Genomic DNA, 20,969 nt, shown 5'->3' on the forward strand with positions numbered 1-20,969 from the left:
GGGAGCCAATTCCGGGAATTTTCATGATTTTTGGGCTCTTCCGTAAAAGAAATCACAATCAGATCATCGTGGTCAGACAGTATGAGATCCTGACATCCATGGCGCGGCAGCCGGTTTTCTATACCGACTACGAGGTGCCTGATACGGTGATGGGGCGCTTCGAATTGCTGTCTGTCATGATGATCCTGTTCTTTCGCCGCACGCGGTCTTCGGCAACAAGCGGCCAGGAACTGGCGCAGGAAATCGTGGATGCCTTCTTCGAGGATATCGATTATTCGATCCGCGAGCTTGGCATAGGCGACAACAGCGTGCCGAAGCGCATGAAGAAGCTGGCCGGCATGTTTTATGGACGGCTCGAAAGCTATGCGGGCGCCATGGATAGCGATGATCGCACCGCGCTTGCCGCGGCGCTACAGCGCAACATCTATCCCAAAGCGAATGAAAATGCGGCATCCATGCGTTCGCTGGCCGATTGGATGATGATCGCAGAAGCGCACCTGGCGACCATAACCGAAAATCAGATCGCTACGGGCTCGGCGACGCTGCCGGTGCCAGATAAAGTCGGCCAACGGGCCGGTTAGGAGATAAAAATGAAAAGACACGACTCCGATGAAACGCCGTTCTCCTATCCGGTGAAGGTGGGGCATATCTCCGCCAATCCGGTGGATGTACACCTCGAGGCTGACAATCGCGAACTGGCCGGGCTCGCTGCTCTCTGGGATGTTCTCTCGGTCGGCAAGCTCGAAGCCGACCTCAAGATTTCTCGCTGGAAGCGCGACGGCGTGCGCATCAAGGGCAATGTCAAGGCAAAGATCGTTCAGGCTTGCGTTGTCACACTCGAGCCGGTCGAATCTGATATCGACGAGGACTTCGAGCACATCTTCGTGCCTGAAGATTCCAAACTGGCGCGTGCGCCCTCTGTGGATGCCGGAGAAATGATACTTGATCCCGATGGTCCCGATCTTCCGGAGACCTTTACCGGTGACACGATTGACGCCGGCGCGGTCGTTGCGGAATTTGCCGCTCTCGCCATCGATCCCTATCCGCGCAAGCCTGGCGTCGAATTCGAAGCGCATATTGAAGACACGGGCGAAGATGACAGAAAACCGTCGCCCTTCGCTGTTCTGAAAGACTGGAAAAAGGAATAGGCCCCGGTGCCGTTCGAGCACAATTCAGTTGTAACCGGGGGAGAAAACGGTATTTTGACGCCAAATTCGCCCGTCGCGGCGGAGAAAAAGGACTAGGGACGCGTGATCAGAATTTCTCTTGACCTAATGGGTGGCGACTTCGGCCCTGAGGTTGTTGTTCCCGGCGCGGCCAAGGCGCTGGATAGGCATCCCGATATCACATTCGTCATGTACGGACAGAAGGAACGCTGCGAGGCGGTCCTCGCCAAATATCCCAAGCTTCGCGAAAAATCGGTCTTTCACGAATGCGAGGTTGCTATCAGCATGGATGAAAAGCCGAGCCAGGCGCTTCGCCGCGGCCGCTACGTCTCCAGCATGTGGCGCTCGATCGAGGCGGTGAAGACGGGCGATGCCGATGTCGTCGTGTCCGCCGGCAACACCGGCGCGCTGATGGCGATGGCGAAATTCTGTCTCCGCACCATGGCCAATATCGAACGTCCGGCAATCGCGGCGATCTGGCCGACGCTGCGCGGCGAAAGCATCGTGCTCGATGTCGGCGCCACGATCGGCGCCGATGCCCAGCAATTGCTCGACTTTGCCCTGATGGGCGGCGCCATGGCGCGCGCGCTCTTCGAGATCGAGCGCCCGACCGTCGGCTTGTTGAACGTCGGCGTCGAGGAAATCAAGGGACAGGAAGAAGTCAAGGACGCTGGGCGCCTGATCCGCGAAGCCAATCTCGAATCGCTTGAATATTCCGGTTTCGTCGAGGGCGATGATATCGGCAAGGGCACGGTCGACGTCGTCGTCACGGAAGGCTTCTCCGGCAATATCGCGCTGAAGGCAGCCGAAGGCACGGCAAAGCAGATCGGCGCCTATCTGCGCGCCGCCATGTCGCGCACGCTGCTTGCGCGCATCGGTTATGTCTTTGCCAAGGGCGCCTTCGACCTGCTGCGCGAAAAGCTCGACCCCAGCAAGGTCAATGGCGGCGTCTTCCTCGGCCTGAACGGCATCGTCATCAAGAGCCATGGCGGCGCGAATGTCGAAGCCTTCGCAGCTGCCATCGATGTCGGCTACGATATGGCCAAGAATGGGCTGACGCAGAAAATCGAAAACGATTTGAAGAAATACCATGCCAAACGGCTGCCCCCTATCGGGCCGGAAGCGGCATGAGAGACGGGGTATACGCAGAATGATCCGTTCAATAGTCCGCGGTTTTGGGGCGGCGCTCCCCAAACGCGTCATGACCAATGCCGAGATGGAGCAGATCGTCGACACGAGCGACGACTGGATTGTCCAACGCTCGGGCATTCGTCAGCGCTATATCGCCGGCGAAGGCGAAACCACGGCGTCCCTGGGCGAGCAGGCGGCGCGCGCCGCTCTCGCCAATGCCGGCATGACACCGGATGACCTCGATCTGATCATCGTTGCCACTTCGACGCCGGATAACACTTTTCCGGCAACGGCGGTGAATATTCAGAACCGGCTCGGCATGCATCATGGCTTCGCCTTCGATGTCCAGGCCGTCTGCACCGGCTTCGTCTATGCGGTGACCACGGCCGACGCCTATATTCGCGGCGGCCTTGCCAAGCGCGTACTCGTCATCGGCGCCGAGACATTTTCCCGCATCCTCAATTGGACCGACCGCACGACATGCGTTCTCTTCGGCGACGGTGCCGGCGCGCTGATCCTTGAGGCCGGCGAGGGAAGTGGTGCCAATAGCGATCGCGGCGTGCTGACGGCAAGCCTGCGCTCCGACGGCTCCCATAAGGACAAGCTCTATGTCGATGGCGGCCCGTCAACGACGGGAACGGTTGGTGTCCTGCATATGGCGGGCCGCGAAGTGTTCAAGCACGCCGTCGGCATGATTACCGACGTCATCCAGGCCGCATTCGATGCGACGGGTACCACGCCCGACGATCTCGACTGGCTCGTGCCGCATCAGGCCAACCGCCGCATCATCGATGGTTCCGCCAAGAAGCTCGGAATTGCTCCCGAGAAGGTTGTAGTCACCGTGGACCTTCATGGTAACACATCGGCTGCATCAATTCCGCTTGCGCTCGCCGTTGCGGCCGGTGATGGACGAATCAAGAAGGGCGACCTGGTGATGCTGGAGGCTATGGGGGGTGGCTTCACCTGGGGCGCGGTCCTGCTGCGCTGGTAGTGTCACATCTCTAAAAGCCGTTCCGAACAAGAGCTTGACCGTTCGGCGCAACGGCAATAGTCTCGCAAAACTTGAAGAAGATTACGCAGCAATATGGGCGGGGAGCTATGACGGGCAAGACAGTGACGCGCGCAGACCTGGCGGAGTCGGTATTCCGGAAAGTCGGTCTCTCCAGAACGGAGTCGGCGGAGCTCGTCGAGACTGTGATCGATGAAATTTGCAACGCCATCGTGCGTGGGGAAACGGTAAAGCTCTCCTCGTTTGCCACATTCCAGGTGCGTGACAAGAATGAGCGCATTGGCCGCAATCCGAAAACCGGCGAGGAAGTGCCGATCTCTCCGCGGCGTGTCATGACCTTTAAGGCGTCGAACGTCCTCAAGACCCGCATTCTGAAAGCACATGCGAGCCGCAAGGCGAAGGCCAAGCCGGTAAATCCTGCCTCCTGATCCATCCTCATGATTTCTGTTTTCGCTCGGCCGCATGCCTTGTCGTGCGGTCGCTCCAGTGCATCTTCTATGTTGATTTGTCGCCAGCCTGTGCAGCGGCTGAAGATGTGACTTGAATTTCCACCGCCAAACCGTTGAAATATGGTGAGTCGTATCACGGAGCGATACGAATGCCGACATCCGCTTTTGCGTGATCCGGCCAAACGGCGCCGCATGCGCAGTGTGGGAGTATGATGATGGACAAGAGCCCGGATGCATTTCGCACGATCAGCGAAGTCGCGGAAGACCTTGATCTGCCGCAGCATGTCCTACGGTTCTGGGAGACCCGGTTTCCGCAGATAAAGCCGATGAAGCGGGGTGGCGGCCGGCGCTACTATCGCCCCGAGGACGTCGACCTGCTGAATGGTATCCGCCATCTCCTCTACGATCACGGCTATACGATCAAGGGTGTTCAGAAGCTTCTGAAGACCAACGGCAACAAGTTCGTCATCGCTGTTGGGCATGGTGATCTGGCCAGTGTGGAAGCGCTTGCGGCGGCCCAGGAGCCTGCCGCCATGGAGCCCCGCGTCGCCTCTGCCAATTCCGACGAAGACCAGATCGTCGGCCGCGCCAAGGCGCCGATCAGCCGCCGTTTCTTCAATTTCGTCAGCGGTGACGATGGCGTGCCTGACGTCTCCATCGGCAAATCGAGTGTCGGCAAGGAAGATCGCGCTTTGCTTCAGGAGACGCTTTACGATCTTCTGGAATGCAAGCGTCTCCTCGATCAGGTGCGATAAGGCCGCCCGCACGCGTTGGGTCGCGCGTGTCGGGGATTGCGGCTAAAGCCTATTATTTTTTGCAGGTGTGCAACTATCGTATGCATTCTCTTGTCTGACACATGTGTCGGCTACGCGCGGTGCGTTTGTTTTGTCATTACGACAGGAGTGTGATATTTTTGTCACGTCCGCCACTCTTCTGCGTTGCAAGAATTAGTTCGGCAGCCTTATTAACTTGCTGGGGCAAGCTCACGGGTTCAGTTTGACGGCGAAGCTTATTGCTTCGCCCTGTTTGAGGGGAACAGTCAGGCTATGGAGGGGCACGCTGTTGTCTGCCGGGAGACTCCATCTCTGACGGATAGTCGAATGGAGACACCATGAACATCAAGAGCCTTTTTCTTGGCTCCGCCGCTGCCATTGCCGCGGCGAGCGCCGCCCATGCCGCCGATGCCATTGTCGCTGCGGAACCCGAACCGCTTGAATATGTCCGTATCTGCGATGGATACGGCACAGGCTATTTCTATATTCCCGGCACTGAAACCTGCCTGAAAATCGGCGGAAAGGTTCGCACGGAGGGCGAGTGGTATGACGCCTATAATCCGCGCAGCAAGGTCGGCACGCTCTGGCATGAGCGTGTGGAGCTCAACGTCGATACGGCGACCGACACCGAATACGGCCCGTTGAAGACCAACACCATCTTCCGCTGGGAGTGGAACGATGGGGGTGCGACATCCTCGAAGCTGCTGTTTGCTAATATCAGCCTCGCCGGCTTCACGGTCGGTAAGCTCGACTCTCAGTACAATCTTTATGTCGGCTATGCCGGCGATGTCATCAACGACGACGTGATCTATGACGGCCCGTATGAACTTAATCAGCTGACCTATAAATACGAGCCGGACAACGGCTTCTCGGCTGTGATCTCGCTGGAAGATTCAAATTCTACCTCCGACGGTGAAGCCTCTTACGGTGCCGGCTGGTGGACGGACGACAAATCCAACCACTATGCTCCGGACGTCGTTGCCGGGCTGGGTTACAAGGCGGGCAACTGGGGCATCAAGATCGTTGGCGGCTATGATTCCATTGTTGAGGAAGGTGCCATCAAGGCTCGTCTCGACGCCAAGTTCGGCGGCGTGGAAGCCTTCCTGATGGGGGGCTGGAATACCGACGGCGACAAGTTGAACAAATACGCCGGCACCAACCAGGATATTTCAGCTTGCACGAGATCGAACGGCACTGTGAATGCCGCCAAATGCGGCTGGGGTGACTGGGCGCTCTGGGGCGGCATCGGCGTCCCGGTCAACGACAAGCTGAAGTGGAATCTGCAGCTTGCCTATACCGAATCCAAGATGTTCGAAGCGACCACAAACCTCAAGATCTATCCGGTGAAGGATTTCCTCATCGAGCCGGAACTGACCTATGTGCGTTACGACTATATCAAGGATGATACAGTCGCCGGTATCCTTCGTTTCGAACGGAACTTCTGATCTAAAACACGCCCGCACTCTCGATGGGCTGCGGGCGTGCAAATCGGATATGAAGACCCGTCTCAGCGGGATCTTTTCATTTTGCGCTATGCTGCTATCCGGCCGTTAAGCATGATACCATCCTTGCGTGCAGTTTTGCCACGATTTGACGGATTTTCGCGCGATGCTTGATAAGGTTGGCTTGCTAAGGCTTACCTTTGGCTGTATTTCGCTTTCCGGGGTTGTATCCTAAATTGCCGGAGGGAAAATGCGCATACGTGCCACGATGGCGGCGAGCCTTGTCGCTATATCAACCATTCTATCGAGCTGTCAGACACCGCAGGAATCTGCGATGAATGCGGAAATGACCTGCCAGTCGCAGGGCTTCCGTCCAGGTACGCAGCGTTATAACCGCTGTGTCGGCGCGACCTACCAGTCCAATCGCGCTCAGGCGCAACAGGCTGAAAACCAGGCTGCTGCCTTGGCCGCCGCCGGCATCATCGGCGGCGTTCTCGTCGGCGCCGCTGTCAGCGATAATCATCATCACCGCGGCTATTACGGCCGGCCTTATTATCGCCGGTGCTACCGCTGCTGGTAAGCGTGGCTTTTATCTGCATTTCAGCACGCTCCGTCGGCTCACGCTGACGGGGTTTCGTTTCAGGCCAACGAACCTCCAGAGCGGCTCCAGGAGACTGCAGCGATTTTCCGTCGGAAGGCGCTAGTCTGGCGGGCTCATTTCCTGGCGGTTCACGAGCTTCACGCTTCGGTCCGGCTGGACAATATAGGTTTCGATAACATCCTGGCCCCACTGGTTCGTGAAGTGATGCTGGAATTGCGATCCGGGAGGCGATTTCGTCAATTTCATATGCGGCTGGCCGCCATAGGTGATGCTGCCCGGGATGGGCTGCACCGATTCCGTCGTATTGCACGAGGAAAGCAGCTGTGCACATAACAGGAGAGTCATTATATAAGGCTTCATTGCGTTGACTTTCCGCCCACTTTCCGTCTTGCGATATCCGTCGCACATAAAGACGGAAGGGCATCTATGAGTGTGGCTCCAAATCACTATATACAGATAATGACGGCGTGCTCGGCAGCAAGGCTGTTGTGCGGATTTACTTGATTGCGCCGCCGGATTTCGAAGGAGTCGCATATGTTTACGATTGCGAGATCGATAACTGCCGCAGGCTTTGGTCTTTTGCTGGCGGCCGGTGCCGCCATGCCGGCGAATGCCGTCATCATGCCGACCCTGACAGTGCCTGCAACCGGACAGTCGGACATCATCCAGGTTCGCGATCACGGTCATGGCCACGGCCATTGGCATCATCACCACAACCGTTGGGGCAGCGGCCATCGGCTGCATGGCTCGGACAGCTATTATGACGACGATTCGAATAGCGGCGTGCTCTTTAAATCCTTTGTGACGGGCACGCTGTTCAACAGGCAGGGCTCACAGAGCTATTACGGCGTTCATGCGCGTGACTGCGCAAGCCGCTACCGCTCTTATCGCGCCTCCGACAACACCTATCAGCCGAGCCGCGGACCGAGGCAGCTGTGCCGTTGAACGGCAACTTTTTCTGAGCAGGCCGACACTTTTCGCTTGCGTCGGGAAACGCTAAACTCTAAACGAAACAAGCCGTTTCGGCAGGTCGGGGCGTAGCGCAGCCCGGTAGCGCACTTGACTGGGGGTCAAGGGGTCGCTGGTTCGAGTCCAGTCGCCCCGACCATTTATCTCCTTGAACTCCCAATCGAATTTCTGAAAATCAGCTACACCAGGACGACGCTTGGCCGGTCCAGCGGCGTGCGAGACCTTCCGACACCATCTGATCGCCGAGCGAGCGCCCCGCGCGCATGGCAATGCGCAGTTTGCCGCCATTCGGGTCGTCGCGACGGCTGCTGCCGGAAAGCACGAAGCTTCCATCGTTGAGAATGGCCTGCAGGCGCAGTTTCGCGGCTACGCCTCTCTGTCTTTCGCTCGGGCAGCGCGCGGCACCTGCGTCCGGCACATCGATATCGGCCAACTGAATCCGGATGCCATCCTGCCAGAAGGTATTGCCATCGACGACGCAATTCGTGCCCGAGCCGGCGCCGCATAGCACGAAACGACCGCCGGACTGCGCACGCAAGCTGGGTATCGGCCGTTCGACCGGTATCTTGTTGACCGGCATCGCCACGGGAATGGCGGCGGGCGGTACCGGCAGGGCGGATGTTGCGCGCGGCTCCGAAGTCACTGCTGCCATCCTTATCTGCGGCTTTGCTGCGGGCACGGGCGCCTCCCGCGCCATATGCGGCATGCCTGCGACTGCGCCGGCATGCGCAAGCATCGACGGCATGTCCTTGCGATGCTGATAGGCGTAGATGCCGGCTATCGTTGCAAGGCCGACAACACCCCATAGCCACATCGAATTGCCCGCCTTGGATTGCGGCTTGCGCCGCGTGCGTCGTTTCGCTTTCGCCATGGTATCATCCCTCAATTGCGAGGGGGATTATCGCCGCCATTTCTTACCGATCCGTTGGCTTTGGCGGAGATCATGAACTGCGATGGGGCAAGGCTATTTTGCGGCCCCCTCGGCGGCTTCAGTTTCACCGCCATCGTCACCTGTCCGTTGATGGAAAGTCTCGTGCCGCGATTGTCTGGATTGTTGACTGAGGTGCTGCTCGACAGAGCACTGATCTCGCAGGCATCGGCAATCGTGTCGAGCAGGGTGGCGCAGCTGCTTGCGGCAATCTTGTAGAAGGATTTCAACGCCTTCTCCAGCTGCTCCTCGCTGTCGCCATCCGCCATGGATAGGAGATCGATATTCCCGATTACACGGAAATATATCCTTCGGGCGGCTGGCGAGGGTTGCGCAGCGTAAGATTGGAAAAATTCTGCGCGAGGGCGGGCAGGGCCGCCGCTGCAAGCGTCAAGCTGAGAGCAGTCCGGATCAGAAATCGGGTCATCATTATGCCTCCGTTTTTCCGCTTATTGCAGATGCGGATAATGGCTTGGTGATGCATCAACTTTAAATTGTACCTTCGATCGAATTTCCGTAAAATTTGCGAATCAGAAATGCGTCGGCCGAAATGCTTCCTTGCCAACCCCAAGCGCAAGGCGCATAGTCTAATCCTATCGTCGGAAATAAAACGGGTGCCGGCGAAGTACTGCGTGCTTCTGCCCCTGGACAATGAGACGCGCAAATGCTGGACACACCTATCCATCCACGAGATCTGCCGCTGTTTTCAGACGATCTGGACCGACTCGAGAAGGTGCTTGATACGGTCTGCAAGGATCGTGGCATGAGCCCGCGAAGCCTAGAGGCAGAGCGCCTCGGCGCATTGATTATTCAGCTTTATCGCCAGGGCGTAAAGGACGACGCGAAGCTTCTCGCGCTTGCACGGGCTTATTTCTGACGCAGCTGCGTTTTTTTGCGGCCGAAAATCTAATCGATTTAAGCTGATTTCACATAGCAGCAATGATGCTTTGTGCCTGTTCGAAACGGGCCGGCCTCCCTATATTTGCTGCGTTGCACAAAGAGATTCGATTTCTCGATGTCACTGATTCTGGAAAGGAACAGTGCGCGCCAGCCTGCAGCGGAGAAAAACCGGCCGTGGCTGACGTGGATAGAAAGGTCCATGATGAATTTTAAAGTTCCGAGCCGGCTTCGCCGCTTGCTCGTCGATTCCGTCGAGCTGCCGCAGCTCAAATTTCCGATGATGCAGCCGCAATCGCAGCCGTCGCGCCGTCGCGTTTCCGCGCGCCCGTCGCCGCAGCGGCTGACGGAAGTTTTATGGTTTGGCCGCAATCCCGGCGATTTGCGCATGCTCGAATATGTGCCCCCGGGGGTAAAGGGACCAATGCCGCTCGTCGTTGTCCTGCACGGCTGTCATCAGAATGCCGAGGATTTCGATCGCGCGAGCGGATGGACCGCACTTGCGCGCCAGCACGGATTTGCCGTGCTTTATGCGGAGCAGAAGGCATCGAACAACCAAAATCTCTGTTTCAACTGGTTTCGCCCGAGCATGGTCACGCGCGATCGCGGTGAGCTCGGCTCCATCAGAGAAATGATCGATTTCAGCCGCCGCCTGCATGCGATCGACGATAGCAGGATTTTCGTCATGGGCCTCTCCGCCGGTGGCGCTGTCGCAGCTGCATTGCTCGCGACCTATCCGGAACTCTTTGCCGCAGGCGCCATCATCGGCGGCCTGCCTTTCGGCGCTGCCCGCGATGCCATCTCGGCGCTTGACGTTATGAAGCGCGGCTCAAGCCGCCCGGCGGAAAAATGGGGCGAGCTCGTTCGCGAAGTGTCCCCCGAAGCTGCTCGCTATCCCGTCGTCTCCATCTGGCATGGCGATGCCGATGATGTGGTGTCCTTCGCCAATGCCGAGGCATCCGTCGCGCAATGGCTGACTGCACGCGAGCGTCCGCGCACCAAGGGTCGGTTGCGTCTCTTCGAAGGCGGCGAGCGGCGCGAATGGCGCGACGACTATGGCCATATGATCCTGGAGCTGGTGACGCTGACCGATTTCGGGCATGGCCTGCCGGTTGGCTCCATTGTTGAAGGCTGGGAGCCGGCAAACAACACCGAGCGCTACATCCTGCCTGCAGCCCTCTCTGCGCCCGAAGAGCTTGTCAAAGGCTGGAGGCTCGCGGCCTGAGGCAGATCGCAAGACCTAAGGCCTGAAGGCGCGAAGCGGCGCTGGGAGATTTCAGGCGCTGCGTCAGCCGTCAATCGTCATTGGTGGCATTCAGGTTCTCAGGCCGGATGCCATCATTTTCGGACCAATGCTTGAAGCGAATGCCAGGGCCACCCATACCGTCACTGCCGCCGGCGAGGAAAAGCACGCCGTGGCTCTCGAGGACGGAGCGAACTGTCGCAAGCGCCCTCATATCCGCCGGGCTTGTTCCTGTTTCCAGTGCTTCGATCGCCGAAACCGGGAGTTTGCTCTCGCTGGCAAGCGTCTCCACCGTCAGTTCGAGCATGGCGCGCGCGCCGCGCAATTGTGCTGAAGTAATCATGAGTTAAGTCTATCGCATCGGCTTGAAAAGCGGAACCGATTTCCAACGAAAATCCTCTGCGAGTTTAAAGGGCAGCCGCGCTTTTCTCCCGGCCCTCGCGCTTATTGTCCAAACTGGAATTTGCTACCAATTCCAGCGGGGCAGGGGCGGGGTAGCCGAGCAGGTCGTGATAGATCTTCTCGGTCGCATCCGCCATGGCGGCGAGCGTATATCCATCCTTGCGGCGACGGGCTTCGGCAGTAAAATTCGCCAGCAACGTCGGATCGCCAAGACGTGCCATCGCGGCCGCCAACGCTTCCGGATTATCGCTGTTCGGCACGATGTAGCCGTTCTTGCCGTGCTCCAGCACCGTGCGCGCGCCACCGACATCGGCAAGCAGCAGCGGCTTGCCCGCAGCTGCGGCCTCCAGCATCACATAGGACATCGCCTCGTAGCGGCTTGGCATGACGACGACATCGAAGGCGTCGATGGCCGTCACCCCCGGTACGCTGCCATCAATGCGGGCGCGATCTTCAAGCCCGGCCGCCCTGATCATCTCCCTTGCAGTGTCGGCGAGCTCGCCGATCCCGATCATCAGCAGATGGGCTTGCGGCAATTGGGCTGCTATCCGTGCAAAAGCCGCGGCCAGGCGCTCAGGCGCCTTCTGTTGCGTCATCCTGCCGACGAAGCCGAAGAGCAAAGCTTCCTGAGGAATGCCGTATCGTCTGCGGATGGCTGCTCGCTGGCTGAGGGGAGGCGCGTTGACGCCGTTGACGACGACGCGCAGGCGTTTTTCCGGGATGCCGAGCGACAGGGCGTGATTATATTCATCCTGCGAAACGCAGACCAGGCGATCGGTCAGCCACGTCCCGAGAAAGCGCTCGATACCGCCATAGATCAGGCGGCCTTTCGCACCGAGCGTCGGGTCCATGGTGCGGAAGGCATGCGGCGTGTAGAGAACGGGGACATGGCGTCCCGGCAAACGCAAGCGCGTTAATGCGCCGGCTTTCGAGCTATGGCCATGGATCAGATCGAACGGCCCATGACTGGCCGCGATCTTGCGCAGTTGCCACCAAGCAGTCAGATCCCAGGGGCCGGGCGCGCGCCGCATGCCAAGCGGAATGACATTGTCGAGGCCGATATTTTCCAATTCTGTGACGAAAACGGGCTCTGCGCGCACTGGGGAATAGACAGCGGTCACGGAATGGCCGCGATGCTGCATGGCCCGGCACAGGTCGAGAAAATGTCGCCCGGAGCCACCGCCGCTCGGTTCGAGAACCTGCATCAACGACAGGCGTTTGACGTTGGTGCGAATGTTCACGGCGCAGCTTTCCTTTTGTTCAGGTCACGCTGATACTTTTGCTCCAGGGCGCCACAGCCCCAGACGATGCCGATCAGCATGTAGAAATGGCGCCAGTGGTCGGTATCGATGACGTTGCCGATGCCGACATGGCCGAGAATGACGATCCAGGCGATCATCAGATAGGGCTGCCAGGGACGCTCCCTCAGGAGGTTGCGAAAGCCGATATAGATGGTCCAGCAGATCATGCTGACCCAGGTGACGAAGCCGAGCCAGCCATAAGTGGTCAGCGTCTTTAGCCAGGTATTGTGTTCGTCCTCGCGGAAGATCTGGCCGAAGACCAGCGGCCCGATGCCGAAAGGCCGTTCCATGGACATTTGGAAGCCGATGCTGTGGCGCTCGAAGCGGCCGAGATGTCCGCCGTCATAACTCTGAACCAGCTGCAAGCGTGTCGAAAACAGGTCGCTGACCTGGGGAAATTGCAGCGCAACGACGAGCAGGACGACCATGAGGATGATGGCCGCCAGCGACATCACCAGGATCCGCAGCCGGAAGGTATTGCTGCGGTGCTTCAGCAGCATGCAGAAGATCAGCATCACCGAGGCGAAGGCGAAGAGGGCCCAAGCGGCGCGGGAGAAAGACAGGAAAATACCGAAGGCGAGCACGAACAGGCATATGCCCTTGATCGGTGCTTTCTTCAGGTCGCCGATCAGCAGGCCGCGCATGAGGTAAAGGCTTGGCGCCACGAGATAGGGGCCGAAGACGTTCGGATCCTGGAAGGCACCCATGGCGCGATCATAGCGGGTGAAGATGTCGAAGCCCGGCACGGCGTGGAAGTAGCCGAGGATGCCGAGGCTCGCGGTGATCAGCGCCGCCACGACCCATGTATTGAAGATCAGCTTCAGCCGCTTTTCGTTGTCTTCGGTGATGGCGGCATAGAAGACGGAACTCAGCGCCAGGAAGGTGGAAACGGCTATATAGATGGGGCCGGCGAGATGATCGCTGGCGGCGAGATCATGCATCTGAGTGATCGACAGCATGCCGCCGATATTGAACAGCAGGAACAGCGCCAGCAGTGGCGCGACGCTGCGCGAGATTTTGAGCCCGAGAATGAACCAGGTACCGATCAGAAAAGCGAGCCACAGCTCATAGGGTGCCGGCTCGGCAATGACGAAGCCAGACAGAAACACGCCGACAGCAACGCTTGCCGTACCGACCAGCCGCATGGCGGCAAGCTGCGGCTGCGCGACGCGGGGCGATGGCAGGTCCAGCGTGGTCAATAGGCGTTTTCCGTATTGAGCAGACGGAACGGCGTCAGGAACAGGATCTTCAGATCGAAGAGCAGCGACCAGTTTTCGATGTAGTACAGATCGTAAGCCGTGCGGAACTTGATCTTGTCGTCGCTGTCGATCTCGCCGCGCCAGCCGTTGATCTGCGCCCAGCCAGTGACGCCGGGCTTGACGCGATGGCGCGCGAAATAGCCTTCGACGACGTCGGCATAGGTGCGGTTATGGCTGGCGGCCAGAACGGCGTGGGGGCGCGGTCCCACAAGCGAGAGACTGCCGAGCAGCACGTTGAAGAGCTGCGGCAACTCGTCGATCGATGTCTTGCGGATGAAGCGGCCGACGGGTGTCACGCGCGGGTCGTTCTTGGTCACGGCGTTGCGCGCCGACGGATCGCTCATATGGGTGTACATCGAGCGGAACTTGAATACGTTGATAATCTCGTTGTTGAAGCCGTGGCGCTTCTGCATGAAGAAGATCGGCCCTTTCGAGGTTGCCTTCACGGCAATTGCGGCGCCGAGCATGATCGGCCAGAGCAAAGCAAGTGCGACCAGACTGAAGAAGATGTCGAAGATGCGCTTGGCAACGCCATCCCAGTCACGGATCGGCTTGTTGAAGATGTCGAGCATCGGTACGGCGCCGACATGCGAATAGGCGCGGGGACGGAACCGCAGCTTGTTGGCATGGGCGGCAAGACGAATGTCGACGGGCAGCACCCAAAGCATTTTCAGCAATTGCAGAATGCGATCCTCGGCGCTGATCGGCAACGCGATGATCAGCATGTCTATGCGCACGAGCCGGGCGAATTCGACCAGTTCCGATACGGTGCCCAGCTTCGGGTAACCGGCGACCATGACTGGCGAGCGCTTTTCGCCGCGATCGTCGAAGATGCCGCAGATACGGATATCGTTGTCGGGCTGATGCTCTAGCGCACGGATGAGCTCCTTTGCCGGTTCGCCGCCGCCCACGATGACGGCGCGTCTTTCCATGACGCCGTTACGGGCCCAGTGGCGGATACCATAGGCGAAAAGCAGGCGGGCGACGAGGAGGAAGCCCGCGCCCGCCGCAAACCAAAGGCTGAGAAGTGATAGGGAATAGATATTGTTGATGTCGAAGGGGAAGAGGGCGATGACCATGACCGCGAAGGCGGCTGCCCAGGATCCGAGTATCCGGTGCAGGAAGTGATGCGGCGAGCGCAAGACCGGTATCTGATAGGCATCCGCAATCTGCAGGAAGACGACGGCAAGGCCGCAGAGGGCGATCGTCACCACGGCCTTCGACAGGAAGGGATGATCGTCCGACGTCCCGAAGAGGAGGATCGCGAGCCCGAATGAAAGCAGCGACAGAAATTCGAACAGCCGGTATTGTCCGACGATGATTGCCGGAGACTGGTTGGTTTCGCGAAGCTGTTCGGCGATTTGCCGCGCATAGGCATTCATGCTGTCTGGGCGATCGCTATGAGGTTCGCTGGCACCGCGGGTGCGGATTTCCGAAACCTGTTTGCGAAGATGGTCCAAGTTGAATTGCTCGGACTTTTCGGTAGTGTTCATGGCAACTTATCCGGTCGTTACCGGACAAGGCCTATCAGATATCAGCTAAGAAACACTTACAACACTTGCCTGTATTCTAACCGTCTTCGTTCAGGCCAAGTATATTTTGATACAAGTGCAAAGTATCCCGCGCCATGGCCGAAGCCGAAAAATTCGATCGTATCGTCCCGATATCGGGCATGTTGCGGGCGCCCCATAGCGGTTCTGTGATCGCTTCGGCCATAATGCGCGAGAGGTCATCGGCGTCCTCCGGTTTGGCGAGTGCTGCGCTGTTTTCGCCAAGCGCTTCCGCAACGCCGCCGACGCGCGAGGCGATGACGGTCTTGCCGGCTGCGAGCGCTTCAAGAACGATATAGGGCATGGCCTCGGCGCGCGAGGGGACGACGATGTTCTGTGATACCGTGAAGGCTTCCTGTACGCGCATCGCGGGCAGCATGCCGATACGGTGACCGAGGCCCCTTTCGACCATCATTCGGTGATATTTATCTCTGTCCGGTCCGTCGCCGATCATCAGCGCCGACAGCGGCCTACCGATCCGCCGCTCCGTTTTTGCAAAGGCGTCCACGAACAGATCGGGACCTTTGAGGTCCCGCAGCATGCCGATATAGACGAAATGCACGGAGTCCGATCGTGTCGGTATGGTGCGAAAATCTCTTTCGCTGATGCCGTTATAGATCATCACAGAGCGGGTGCGCGGCTTGCCGATCTTTCTTTCATAGGTGCGGCGTTCGAAGTCGCAGATAAAGATCAGGCCATCGGTGAGAAACTCGAGCATGCGTTCCAGGCTGTGCACCAGCATGCCCTGGACCGAGCCGCGCGAGAAATGCAGGCTTCCGCCATGCGCTGTATAGAGGCGGGCTACGCGACACCTGTTGACCCGCAGGATCGAGCCGAGAACCCGCGCAAGCAGGCCGCCCTTGGCGCCATGCCCGTGCAGCACATCCGGCCGCAAACTCTTGATTTCTTTATAGCTGCTCCAAAGTGTCGCAGCATCCGAGAGGGTAATTTGCCGTCGGATCGGCAGGCGGACGACGCCAAGAGCCAGAAACGGCGCGATATCGTCGAACAGACGATCCTCATGCTCGCCGCCCGTCAGGCTGTCGCAAAGGATGCCGACCTCATGGCCCGCTTTGCTCTGTTCCTCCGCCAGATCCCGGACATGGCGGAAGACCCCGCCGACGGGCGATCTGAAGCAGTGAAGGATTCGAAGCGGTCGGGCCATGAGCGGTCGCGGTTAGAACAACCGCTCTCTGACATAGATGGTGTCGCCTGCCAGCACCGGATCGGAGATGCCGACCCGTCCAGTCATGACATGACCGTTGATCTTGCGGGTGACATCCGCGTTGGATTGGTTGGCACGGCTGGTGAAACCGCCTGCGACCGCGATGGCATTCTGGATGGTCATGCCCGGCACATAGGAATATTGGCCCGGCTGGCCGACTTCACCCATGATGTAGACCGAGCGATAGCGGTCGATGTCGATGGTGACGTCTGGATCGCGAATATATCCCTGGCGAAGCTTCTGCGCGATCTGGCCGGAGAGCTGTTGCAGCGTGCGGCCGCGGGCAGCAACCTGGCCGATCAGCGGGAAGGCTATATAGCCGGCCTGATCGACCGTATAGGTGTTGGTCAGCCCGGCTTGATCGAACACCGTGACGCGCAACCGGTCGCCGCTGTCGAGGGTATAGGGCTGGATCGTGGCCTCGTTGAAGGCCTTGGGTGCCGGTTGATAGGTGTTGCAGCCGGTGAGCGCGGCGCTCACGGCGGCCATGCCGAGTGCAAGGACAATCTTTGACTTTGCGAAGGGCATTTCGCGCTCATTAGAAAGGGAAGACACTGCCGTCGTTATCGATCCGTTAGGGTTAACGGTCGGTAAAGAGCAAATCAAATTCCAGGAAAAAATTAGAGATGCCAAAAATAATGCTGACGAAATACTATTAACGCTTGGGTTACCATAGTCGTTTACGATTAATTTTGGCTTTCTATTATGGAGTTTTGCATATGTCCGGTGTCAACAACACCCAGCAGGATGTGGACATCGATCTCGCTCAGCTCTTTCGCGCTGTTTGGCAGCGGCGGGTGCGCGTCGTTGCCATCACGCTGGCAGGCGCCTGCGCGGCATTCGCGATCGCCAAGGTCATGTCGCCGGAATATCGCAGCGAAGCCCGCATCCTCATCGAGCAGCGTGCGCCTGCCTTTGCGGCGACGACATCGGGCAACGATGCCGGTGCTGGCCCGCTGCTGGACGAGTTGAATATTGCCAGCCAGGTGCAGATCCTGCAGTCGGCGGATCTGGTGAAGCAGGTCATTACCAATCTCAAGCTCTACGATCGTCCCGAATTCGCCGCCGGCAACAACGGTTCTGCTCTCTCTGATATTCTGATCAAGCTGCATCTGAAGCGGGCGGCGGCCGACAAGGCCCCGGAAGAGCGGATGCTGGACGCCTTCAACAGCCGCCTGCAGGTCTATCAGATCAACAGCTCACGCGTGATCGGCATCAGCTTCACGTCCCGCAATCCGGATCTCGCCGCCAGCGTGCCGAATGCCATGGCGCAGGTCTATCTATCCATGCAGAGCGGCGCCAAGCTCGATTCCAACAGCGAGGCGACGCGCTGGCTGGAACCGGAGATCGCCAAGCTGCGCGACAAGGTCAGCGAGGCGGAAAAGAAGGTTGCGGATTATCGTTCCGCCAACGGTCTTCTCCAGACCAGTCAGAACAACAATTTCGCCACGCAGCAGCTCGCGGATATCTCGACGCAGCTGGCGCAGGTGCGTGGTGACAAGGCCAATGCCGAGGCGAGGGCGCAGGCGGTACGCAGCGCGCTGTCCAGCGGCCGTTCCACCGATACGCTTGCCGACGTTGCAGGCTCGCAAACCATTCAGCGGCTGAAGGCCACCCAGTCTAATCTCGAGTCGCAGATATCGGATCTGTCCACGACGCTGATGGATGGGCATCCGCGGCTGAAGAGCCTGCGGGCGCAGCTGGTCGATATCCGTCAGCAGATCGATCGCGAGACCCAGAGGATTCTGGCAAGCATCGAGAACGAGGCAAAAGTAGCGCAGCTGCGCGAACAGCAGCTCCTCGCCCAATCGAATACGCTGAAGGCCGATAGCGCCCGGGCAGGGGAGGACGAGGTGGGCCTCAATGCGCTGGAGCGTGAAGCTGCGGCAGAGCGACAACTGCTGGAGACCTATCTTGCCCGTTATCGCGAAGCGGCCTCTCGCGTCGACAAGAATTCCAGCCCTGCCGATGCGCGCATCGTTTCCACGGCGGTCGAGCCGGTCGATCCCTCTTTCCCGAAGGTCGGCCCGATTGTCATCGTCGCCACCCTCGCCACCTTTATCCTGACGGCCATCGTTATCATGCTCGCGGAGCTCTTCAGCGGCCGTGCATTGCGGCCGGTGGGGCCTGCCCGCAGGGAAGATGTCGCCGTGCTGGAGACGGCGAAACGCACTCAACCCGTCAACGAACCTGCTCCGGTTCGAGCAGTTGCGAGCGCGAGCGCTGCCGAGGCGCCGGCAAGCATGCTTTCGATCCCGCCAGAAGACATCGCCGTTCAGGTTGCAGACACTGCAATTGCTCCCGACGCCGCTGCCGCCTCGGGCACTGCAACCGCTCCGGACCATGAACCCCGGCAGGCTGCTCGCGCGACGGAGGAAGAGGAGGATTTCTCTATCCAATCCGTCGCGGATTATCTGATCGACAGCGGCTCGCGGCTGGCGATCGCCATATCTCCGACCGGTGATAATGGTTCGACCGCGACTGTCATGCTGGCGCGGACCATCGCCGATGCGGGGAGCCGTATCGTGCTGGTCGATATGACCGGCACCGGATGTCCCTCCAGGCTCATGGCAGAGCATGATGAACTTCCTGGCGTAACCGACCTGCTGTGCGGCGAAGCGGCCTTTGCCGATACGATCCATCCGGATCGCCTGTCGGATGCCCATCTCGTGCCGCAGGGCATGAGCGACCTTGCCCGTGCCATGCGCGGCGCCGATCGTCTGTCGCTGATCCTCGACGCACTCGGTTCGGCCTATGACATCGTTCTGGTGGAATGCGGCGCGGCTGAAGTCTCCGGCGTCGCACGGCTGACGCGCAGCAAGGAGACGGAAATCATCCTCTCCATGCCCGAGCCTGACGAAAGCCAGTTCATCGCTGCCATGACGGAATTCCAGAAGGCCGGCTACGAGCACATCATTCTAATGTCCGGCTGGCGCGAGGAGCATGATCCGGACACGCGCCGGGACGCAGCCTGATCAATCCGCGTCGCCGCCTCCATCATCCGATGCGGTGCCGGCTCCGTGTCGTGCCCGCAGCCGCTGGATGAAGGAATAGAGCTTGCGATTGGATTTGATCGCGACCTTCGTACGCGTGATGACCCGGTTCGCCATTGCCGCGAGACGCCCCATGCCTGAGACGGGCAGGAAGAGATCATATTGCACCGTTTCCATCGGGCACCAGGAACGCTTGTAAATCTGGTCACCGATACCGAAATCGAAGAGCGCGACGCCTTCGCGATGCAGCCGCTCGATCATCAGCCAGAACAGCAATTCGCCGGGGCTCGCCTCCGCAACCAGAGCCTCATCGATAGAGGCAAACTGGCAGATGACATGATCTCCCTTGCGGGACAGGGCAGCGATGGCTGGGATATGGCCCTCGTGCTCGCCTTTCAGGCGCAGCGCATGCATCTGCAGCGTCGCGCCGATGCCATCGCCTTGGCGCCGGCGCAACATGGCGTGCAGCGCAGCCTTGATCCGATCATCCTTGAACGCATCGGGCAGGCCGGCATCCTCGAAGCGGATCGCCTTCTGCCGGAAGAACAGATCGAGCAATGCGTCCCGCTCGTCAGGACCGGCGATTACATATTCGTAGCCGCCCTTGGCATCGAGAAGCCGGCTCTGATGCTTGAACTTCTTGCGCCGGCGCTTGGCATTCACCTGCTTCAGGCTCGCTTCGAAGCTGCCAAGGAAGGGCATCTGAAAGGCACGGTTCTGGTTTTCGATCGACGTCAGCGAGGCGAGCGGGCTTTTGCGGCCGCGCCATTCGAGCGGGACGTTGCGTAGGATGACAACGTCCACCTTGCCGCGCAAAGCCGCCGAGATTGCGCTCGTCTGAGCCGCCGTCAACTCTCCATTCGCCAGGAACTCGGCAGAAAACAGGCCGGTATTGATATTGTTATGGTGGCCTCCAATGAACTCGGCTCGTCTTGTCCCGCGACTGCGGATGATTTCGAGCGGCAGGATAAAAGCAACCTGGTCGCCGACCGAGCCCCGGATGATGGCGAGAGGACGTTCGAGGTTCTCCACCCAAGCTGCGCACCAGTCATAGCTCTGGTGCAGCGAGTTGAGATCGTCCCGTTCCAGCGCGCGCCATTCGGCTTCGAGCGGTGCCATGCTGTCGAAGATGTCGACCCGCAACTGATCGGCGGCGGCAGGCTCCATCTCGATGGACGCTATCCGCTTATCCGCTGCTTCGGCGGCCATGCCGGCGATATCTCGCGTCTGGGTCTGCATCCGGTCTTCTCCGCTCCGGCGGTATTCGGGCGCAGTCTGGCGTGCAACGGCTTATTTTTGGCTTAAGATGGGACACTCGCGCCGGACAAGGTACGGATCAGGGTTAGTCTTGTGTAAATCGGGCCGGGATGGGCGTCATTGCGGGCGCGGGCCGGCCATCCACTTGATGATGCCCATCGCCGGCAGCACCCAGATGATGCCGCTGAAAAGGAAATAGAGGAAATGCACCCAGCCGGGTTGATCTGCAAGCGTTCGCACTGCAACGATCATGGCGACGATCGCATAGATTGCAACCAGCAGCACCAGCAGGATCATGCCAATGAATTTGCGCAGGCGAAGGGGCACGGGGTTTTCTCCTCATTATGACAACATGCCGCGACGGCATGCCGCAA

General features: G+C 59.2%; 24 protein-coding genes and 1 tRNA gene. 13 read left to right on the forward strand and 12 right to left on the reverse strand.

All coding sequences use genetic code 11. The features are described from left to right. Positions 1-23 precede the first annotated feature (23 nt). From I8E17_RS35375 to I8E17_RS04615, 8 genes are all read left to right on the forward strand, one after another. Positions 24-581, forward strand: coding sequence for a ubiquinol-cytochrome C chaperone family protein (locus tag I8E17_RS35375; RefSeq protein WP_069616334.1), 558 nt, complete (start codon positions 24-26; stop codon positions 579-581). Between the two features lie 9 nt (positions 582-590). Next, complete coding sequence (locus I8E17_RS04585) at positions 591-1,148, forward strand: DUF177 domain-containing protein (protein WP_069616251.1); 558 nt, start codon at positions 591-593, stop codon at positions 1,146-1,148. A gap of 102 nt (positions 1,149-1,250) precedes the next feature. Further along, positions 1,251-2,297: a phosphate acyltransferase PlsX gene (gene plsX, locus I8E17_RS04590; RefSeq protein WP_069616252.1), complete on the forward strand. Its 1,047-nt coding sequence runs from the start codon at positions 1,251-1,253 to the stop codon at positions 2,295-2,297. Positions 2,298-2,316: 19 nt separating this feature from the next. Next, complete coding sequence (locus tag I8E17_RS04595) at positions 2,317-3,288, forward strand: beta-ketoacyl-ACP synthase III (protein ID WP_069616253.1); 972 nt, start codon at positions 2,317-2,319, stop codon at positions 3,286-3,288. A 107-nt stretch (positions 3,289-3,395) separates the two neighbouring features. Further along, a complete protein-coding gene (locus tag I8E17_RS04600; RefSeq protein WP_069616254.1) occupies positions 3,396-3,734 on the forward strand; it encodes an integration host factor subunit alpha in 339 nt (112 codons plus the stop codon). Positions 3,735-3,964: 230 nt separating this feature from the next. After that, positions 3,965-4,510, forward strand: coding sequence for a MerR family transcriptional regulator (locus tag I8E17_RS04605; RefSeq protein WP_069616255.1), 546 nt, complete (start codon positions 3,965-3,967; stop codon positions 4,508-4,510). Between the two features lie 356 nt (positions 4,511-4,866). Then, positions 4,867-5,973: a porin gene (locus I8E17_RS04610; protein ID WP_069616256.1), complete on the forward strand. Its 1,107-nt coding sequence runs from the start codon at positions 4,867-4,869 to the stop codon at positions 5,971-5,973. Between the two features lie 247 nt (positions 5,974-6,220). Next, positions 6,221-6,550, forward strand: a complete 330-nt coding sequence (locus tag I8E17_RS04615; protein ID WP_069616257.1) for a hypothetical protein — start codon at positions 6,221-6,223, stop codon at positions 6,548-6,550. A 120-nt stretch (positions 6,551-6,670) separates the two neighbouring features. Here I8E17_RS04615 and I8E17_RS04620 read toward each other — a convergent pair whose 3' ends face one another. Continuing rightward, complete coding sequence (locus I8E17_RS04620; RefSeq protein WP_069616258.1) at positions 6,671-6,931, reverse strand: hypothetical protein; 261 nt, start codon at positions 6,929-6,931, stop codon at positions 6,671-6,673. Positions 6,932-7,105: 174 nt separating this feature from the next. On the opposite strand from I8E17_RS04620, the gene I8E17_RS04625 reads away from it, so the two are divergent. Further along, positions 7,106-7,516, forward strand: a complete 411-nt coding sequence (locus I8E17_RS04625) for a BA14K family protein (protein ID WP_069616259.1) — start codon at positions 7,106-7,108, stop codon at positions 7,514-7,516. Between the two features lie 86 nt (positions 7,517-7,602). Then, positions 7,603-7,679 (forward strand) — tRNA-Pro (locus I8E17_RS04630). Positions 7,680-7,715: 36 nt separating this feature from the next. Here I8E17_RS04630 and I8E17_RS04635 read toward each other — a convergent pair. Genes I8E17_RS04635 through I8E17_RS04645 form a run of 3 tightly spaced genes read right to left on the reverse strand, consistent with a single transcriptional unit; the run spans position 7,716 to position 8,898 of the window. After that, positions 7,716-8,411: a hypothetical protein gene (locus I8E17_RS04635; protein WP_069616260.1), complete on the reverse strand. Its 696-nt coding sequence runs from the start codon at positions 8,409-8,411 to the stop codon at positions 7,716-7,718. Positions 8,412-8,422: 11 nt separating this feature from the next. Then, positions 8,423-8,737, reverse strand: coding sequence for a hypothetical protein (locus tag I8E17_RS04640; RefSeq protein WP_069616261.1), 315 nt, complete (start codon positions 8,735-8,737; stop codon positions 8,423-8,425). A 23-nt stretch (positions 8,738-8,760) separates the two neighbouring features. Further along, positions 8,761-8,898: a hypothetical protein gene (locus tag I8E17_RS04645; RefSeq protein ID WP_229002080.1), complete on the reverse strand. Its 138-nt coding sequence runs from the start codon at positions 8,896-8,898 to the stop codon at positions 8,761-8,763. Positions 8,899-9,132: 234 nt separating this feature from the next. On the opposite strand from I8E17_RS04645, the gene I8E17_RS04650 reads away from it, so the two are divergent. After that, positions 9,133-9,345, forward strand: coding sequence for a hypothetical protein (locus I8E17_RS04650; protein WP_069616263.1), 213 nt, complete (start codon positions 9,133-9,135; stop codon positions 9,343-9,345). 222 nt (positions 9,346-9,567) lie between these two features. After that, the gene (locus I8E17_RS04655) at positions 9,568-10,590 is read left to right on the forward strand and encodes a PHB depolymerase family esterase (protein ID WP_229002081.1); all 1,023 of its coding nucleotides are present in this window, start codon (positions 9,568-9,570) and stop codon (positions 10,588-10,590) included. Positions 10,591-10,660: 70 nt separating this feature from the next. On the opposite strand, the gene I8E17_RS04660 is transcribed toward I8E17_RS04655, so the two are convergent. From I8E17_RS04660 to I8E17_RS04685, 6 genes are all read right to left on the reverse strand, one after another. Continuing rightward, a complete protein-coding gene (locus I8E17_RS04660; protein ID WP_069616264.1) occupies positions 10,661-10,951 on the reverse strand; it encodes a DNA-binding protein in 291 nt (96 codons plus the stop codon). A 64-nt stretch (positions 10,952-11,015) separates the two neighbouring features. Further along, complete coding sequence (locus I8E17_RS04665) at positions 11,016-12,251, reverse strand: glycosyltransferase family 4 protein (RefSeq protein ID WP_069616265.1); 1,236 nt, start codon at positions 12,249-12,251, stop codon at positions 11,016-11,018. Further along, the gene (locus I8E17_RS04670; protein WP_069616266.1) at positions 12,248-13,510 is read right to left on the reverse strand and encodes an O-antigen ligase family protein; all 1,263 of its coding nucleotides are present in this window, start codon (positions 13,508-13,510) and stop codon (positions 12,248-12,250) included. The genes I8E17_RS04665 and I8E17_RS04670 overlap by 4 nt, the downstream gene beginning before the upstream one ends. Continuing rightward, positions 13,507-15,063, reverse strand: a complete 1,557-nt coding sequence (locus tag I8E17_RS04675) for an undecaprenyl-phosphate glucose phosphotransferase (RefSeq protein WP_069616267.1) — start codon at positions 15,061-15,063, stop codon at positions 13,507-13,509. The genes I8E17_RS04670 and I8E17_RS04675 overlap by 4 nt, the downstream gene beginning before the upstream one ends. Before the next feature lie 76 nt (positions 15,064-15,139). Continuing rightward, complete coding sequence (locus tag I8E17_RS04680) at positions 15,140-16,285, reverse strand: glycosyltransferase family 4 protein (RefSeq protein WP_069616268.1); 1,146 nt, start codon at positions 16,283-16,285, stop codon at positions 15,140-15,142. A gap of 12 nt (positions 16,286-16,297) precedes the next feature. Further along, positions 16,298-16,873, reverse strand: coding sequence for a polysaccharide biosynthesis/export family protein (locus tag I8E17_RS04685; RefSeq protein WP_069616269.1), 576 nt, complete (start codon positions 16,871-16,873; stop codon positions 16,298-16,300). Positions 16,874-17,064: 191 nt separating this feature from the next. Between I8E17_RS04685 and I8E17_RS04690 the strand changes: the two genes are divergently transcribed. Further along, positions 17,065-19,320 (forward strand): Wzz/FepE/Etk N-terminal domain-containing protein, encoded by a 2,256-nt coding sequence (locus I8E17_RS04690; protein WP_069616270.1) that lies wholly within the window; start codon positions 17,065-17,067, stop codon positions 19,318-19,320. Here the strand turns inward: I8E17_RS04690 and I8E17_RS04695 are convergent, their stop codons facing one another. Both I8E17_RS04695 and I8E17_RS04700 read right to left on the reverse strand, forming a co-directional pair. Beyond that, positions 19,321-20,577, reverse strand: a complete 1,257-nt coding sequence (locus I8E17_RS04695) for a GNAT family N-acetyltransferase (protein WP_069616271.1) — start codon at positions 20,575-20,577, stop codon at positions 19,321-19,323. Between the two features lie 135 nt (positions 20,578-20,712). After that, on the reverse strand, positions 20,713-20,922 hold the full coding sequence (locus tag I8E17_RS04700; RefSeq protein WP_069616272.1) for a DUF2842 domain-containing protein: 210 nt from the start codon (positions 20,920-20,922) through the stop codon (positions 20,713-20,715). Between the last annotated feature and the right edge of the window lie 47 nt (positions 20,923-20,969).

The sequence above is a fragment of the Rhizobium sp. AB2/73 genome (assembly GCF_020871915.1).
In the GTDB taxonomy this organism is placed as follows: Bacteria; Pseudomonadota; Alphaproteobacteria; order Rhizobiales; family Rhizobiaceae; genus Rhizobium; species Rhizobium dioscoreae.